The sequence below is a fragment of the Nonomuraea corallina genome, assembly GCF_027620315.1.
GTDB lineage: Bacteria > Actinomycetota > Actinomycetes > Streptosporangiales > Streptosporangiaceae > Nonomuraea > Nonomuraea corallina.
This window is the reverse complement of record NZ_JAPNNL010000319.1, coordinates 1-3,072: the sequence shown is the minus strand read 5'-3', so window position 1 is coordinate 3,072 and position 3,072 is coordinate 1. Positions and strand designations below refer to the sequence as shown.

The window sequence follows — 3,072 nt, the reverse complement described above, 5'->3', positions numbered from 1 at the left end:
GCCGGCGGGCCGTGGGGTGGACCGGGGGCTGCTGGGGGCGCGGAAGCCGGCCGTCTTGTGGGAGCCGTCGCAGAAGGGCTTCTGCGCCGAGAGGCCGCACCGGCACAGGGCCACCGTCTCCCGGCCGGGCGCGATCGGCTCGCCGTCCTGGGTCATCAGCTCGAACGGTCCGCGTACCAGCAGGGGACCGTCCTCGCAGGGCGTGACGGTCACCGGCTCGTTCCTCTTGTGCCGCATCCGCCTCGGCTGCCCCCCGCAGGGCGGGTCTAACGGGGCACGGGCGGAGGGTTCGTGTCGGTCGGCGGGTAGACGTGGGTGCCGTGGTGAGCCACCGGGAGTACGCAGCGCCGGTTCGCGTCGAAGGTGAGGCAGCGTTCGGCCTCCTCGCGCTGGGGGAGCGGGTCGGCATCCGACTTCAGGTTCGCCTGGATATGCGGCACTGAAGGGACGCTATAGGCGACATGCCGCCAAAGAGGTATCGAGGTGGCAACGATCACCCCTCTGAACGATCACGACAAATCGGGTGAACCACTCTTGTGAGCCCCGCCTGACCGGCCGTACCCGGAGCCGTTAAAGGACTCGTTCAGACTGGACCAAGCGCGCATTCAGGGATGTTCAGGGCGGGAATTACTGCCGCTATGAGCATGAAATTCCTGAGCAGGGGCCTCCTGCTGGCCATGACCGTGCCGGCTCTCCTCACGGCCGGCTGCGGTGCGACCGGCAGTGGACAGGCGATGAAGGGGGCCGCCAGCCCGGCCTCGCCCACGGGCACCGACACCGGCATGTACGAGAGCCCGATGCCCGGCGACTCGGGCACGGCGTCACCGACCGGCACCGCGGGCGCGATGACGTCGCCCCGGGCGGTGGTGGAGCAGTTCTACAAGGCGCTCGACGAGGGCGAGGCCCAGAAGGCCGCCAAGATGTTCACCTCCGATGGCGTGGCGGCGGTGCAGGGCAAGGACACGGCGGAGGGCATGCAGGCCCTGACCGACGTCTTCGAGGACGCCAAGGTGGAGGGGACGCCGAACATCGAGGAGTCGGAGGCCATGGGCAAGGCCGCCTTCGTCTCCGCGACCGTCGACTCCACCCGCGGATTCTTCCTGCTCGCCAACGAGGGCGGCTCCTGGAAGATCGACCGCTACATGAGCAACAGCAGCTCGGACTGAGCCGCCACCGGCGCCCGGCACGGCCGGGCGCCGCCCTTTCGTCGGCGAAATACGCTACGGGGGTATGGTGTTATCAGGTGTAGAGCGAAAGGACCATGACCATGGCGGGCTACACCGGGAACAAGCAGGAACACCTGCGGCGCCTGCGCCGCGTCGAGGGCCAGATCCGGGGCCTTCAGCGCATGGTCGACGACGACCAATACTGCATCGACATCCTCACCCAGGTCTCGGCCGCGACCAGCGCCCTGGAGTCGTTCGCGCTCGCCCTGCTGGAGGAGCACCTGGCCCACTGCGTGACCGAGGCCATCCAACAGGGCGGCGCCGAGGCGGACGTCAAGGTCAAGGAGGCCGCCGACGCGGTGGCCCGCCTCGTCCGCTCCTGAGCGACATACGCTGGGAGCCATGCCCGATCTCTCGCGGTATCAGCACCCCCGCTTCGCCCGCGCCTACGACCGGATGAGCCGGCAGGCCGAGGCCACCACGGGAGAGCTGCGGGCCCGCCTGTCGGCCGGGCTGAGCGGCCGCGTCCTGGAGATCGGCGCCGGCAACGGCCTCAGCTTCCGCCACTATCCGCCCGGCGTGCGCGAGGTCCTCGCGGTCGAGCCGGACGACGTGCTGCGCGCCGCCGCCGAGCGGGCCGCGGCCACCGCCCCGGTGCCGGTGCGGGTGGTGCCCGGCCACGCCGGCGCGCTGCCGGCCGAGACCGGCGCGTTCGACGCCGCGGTGACCTCGCTCGTGCTCTGCTCCGTCCCCGACCTGGCGGCGGCGCTCGCCGAGCTGCGCAGGGTGCTGAAGCCCGGCGGCGAGCTGCGCTTCTTCGAACACGCCCGCTCCGACCGGCCCGGCCGCGTGCTGCTGCAACGCCTGGTCACGCCGGTCTGGTCGCTGATGGCCGGCGGCTGCCACCTCGACCGCGACCCGGTGACGGCCATCGGCGCCGCCGGGCTGACAGTCGAGGAGCACGACCGGTTCGCCCACAGGCCGCTGCCCGGCTCGCCCACGCTCACCCACGTGCTCGGCCGGGCGCGCAAGGCGGCCTGATCAGGGCTCGTCCGGCAGCCGCGGGCTGATGCGGCCCTGGTCGACCAGGGCCAGATAGACCGCGAAGGCGCCATGGGTCCACATCCCGGCCTGCGCCGGGGTCATCGTGATCTCTTCGCCCTCGTGCGTACGGATCACGTAGCCGTCGAGCGGCGCCCGCCGCCACGCGGCCAGCATCCCCTCGTGCACCAGCACGTCGAGCATCCCCGTCAGATATTCGCGTCCGGTGGCGAACACGGCGCGGGCCTCCTCGCATCTCGCCGGATCCCCCGCCTGCCCCTCAATTCTGCGCCTTGTCGGGGCCGCGCGCAGCCTCCCCGCGCCGGGAACCTGTCGGCGCCGGCCGGTGTATCACCGCCGGAGGTGTGACATGAGAAGACTGATCGTCATCCTGGCCGCCGCGGCCGCCCTCGTCGCGGGAACGCCACCGGCCGCCGCGTCAGGCGGGTGGGCGGTGACGTACCTCGACCCGGTCCCATCCGAGCTGACCCCCGGCGTCTCGTACACGATCGGGTTCTGGATCCTGCAGCACGGCACCCACCCGTACGACGGCGACCTGGGCCCGGCCGCGCTCCGGCTGACCGGCGCCGACGGCCTCGTGCGCGACTTCCCCGGCACCCCGCTGCCCGAGCCCGGCCACTACGCCGCCGCCGTCAACGTGCCCGAGGGCGTCCACAAGCTGACCGGCGTGCAGGGGATCTTCCAGCCGTACGAGATCGGGATCCTCACCGTGCCGGGCGGAGTCACGATCAACCCGCTCGACCCCGAACTGGTCAAGGCGCTGCGGGAGCTGTCCCAGGACTACTGGGGCGCGATCCGGCCGCCGGGCGTCCCCGACCTGGAGGGCGTGCCGGACGTGAAGCTG

The 3,072-nt window shown here is 71.8% G+C and carries 6 protein-coding genes; 4 read left to right on the top strand and 2 right to left on the bottom strand.

Annotated features, from left to right (window positions below; all coding sequences use genetic code 11):
- Nucleotides 1–213, bottom strand: a 213-nt coding sequence (locus OUY22_RS36320; RefSeq protein ID WP_270159854.1) for a CDGSH iron-sulfur domain-containing protein, incomplete at its 3' end; no start/stop codon positions are given.
- Nucleotides 214–638: 425 nt separating this feature from the next.
- Between OUY22_RS36320 and OUY22_RS36315 the strand changes: the two genes are divergently transcribed.
- The 3 genes from OUY22_RS36315 (at nucleotide 639) to OUY22_RS36305 (ending at nucleotide 2,207) form a co-directional block, all read left to right on the top strand.
- Nucleotides 639–1,166, top strand: a complete 528-nt coding sequence (locus OUY22_RS36315) for a nuclear transport factor 2-like protein (protein ID WP_270159853.1) — start codon at nucleotides 639–641, stop codon at nucleotides 1,164–1,166.
- A gap of 95 nt (nucleotides 1,167–1,261) precedes the next feature.
- Nucleotides 1,262–1,549 (top strand): metal-sensitive transcriptional regulator, encoded by a 288-nt coding sequence (locus OUY22_RS36310; RefSeq protein ID WP_408638258.1) that lies wholly within the window; start codon nucleotides 1,262–1,264, stop codon nucleotides 1,547–1,549.
- Between the two features lie 19 nt (nucleotides 1,550–1,568).
- Nucleotides 1,569–2,207 (top strand): class I SAM-dependent methyltransferase, encoded by a 639-nt coding sequence (locus OUY22_RS36305; protein ID WP_270159851.1) that lies wholly within the window; start codon nucleotides 1,569–1,571, stop codon nucleotides 2,205–2,207.
- Here OUY22_RS36305 and OUY22_RS36300 read toward each other — a convergent pair whose 3' ends face one another.
- Nucleotides 2,208–2,444, bottom strand: coding sequence for a hypothetical protein (locus OUY22_RS36300; protein WP_270159850.1), 237 nt, complete (start codon nucleotides 2,442–2,444; stop codon nucleotides 2,208–2,210).
- Nucleotides 2,445–2,577: 133 nt separating this feature from the next.
- Between OUY22_RS36300 and OUY22_RS36295 the strand changes: the two genes are divergently transcribed.
- Nucleotides 2,578–3,072, top strand: a 495-nt coding sequence (locus OUY22_RS36295) for a hypothetical protein (RefSeq protein WP_270159849.1), incomplete at its 3' end; no start/stop codon positions are given.

What these genes read in the sequence shown, in the direction of transcription:
- OUY22_RS36315 (WP_270159853.1), top strand. Translation starts at nt 639, where the DNA reads ATGAGCATGAAATTCCTGAGCAGGGGCCTCCTGCTGGCCATGACCGTG.
- OUY22_RS36310 (WP_408638258.1), top strand. Translation starts at nt 1,262, where the DNA reads ATGACCATGGCGGGCTACACCGGGAACAAGCAGGAACACCTGCGGCGC.
- OUY22_RS36305 (WP_270159851.1), top strand. Translation starts at nt 1,569, where the DNA reads ATGCCCGATCTCTCGCGGTATCAGCACCCCCGCTTCGCCCGCGCCTAC.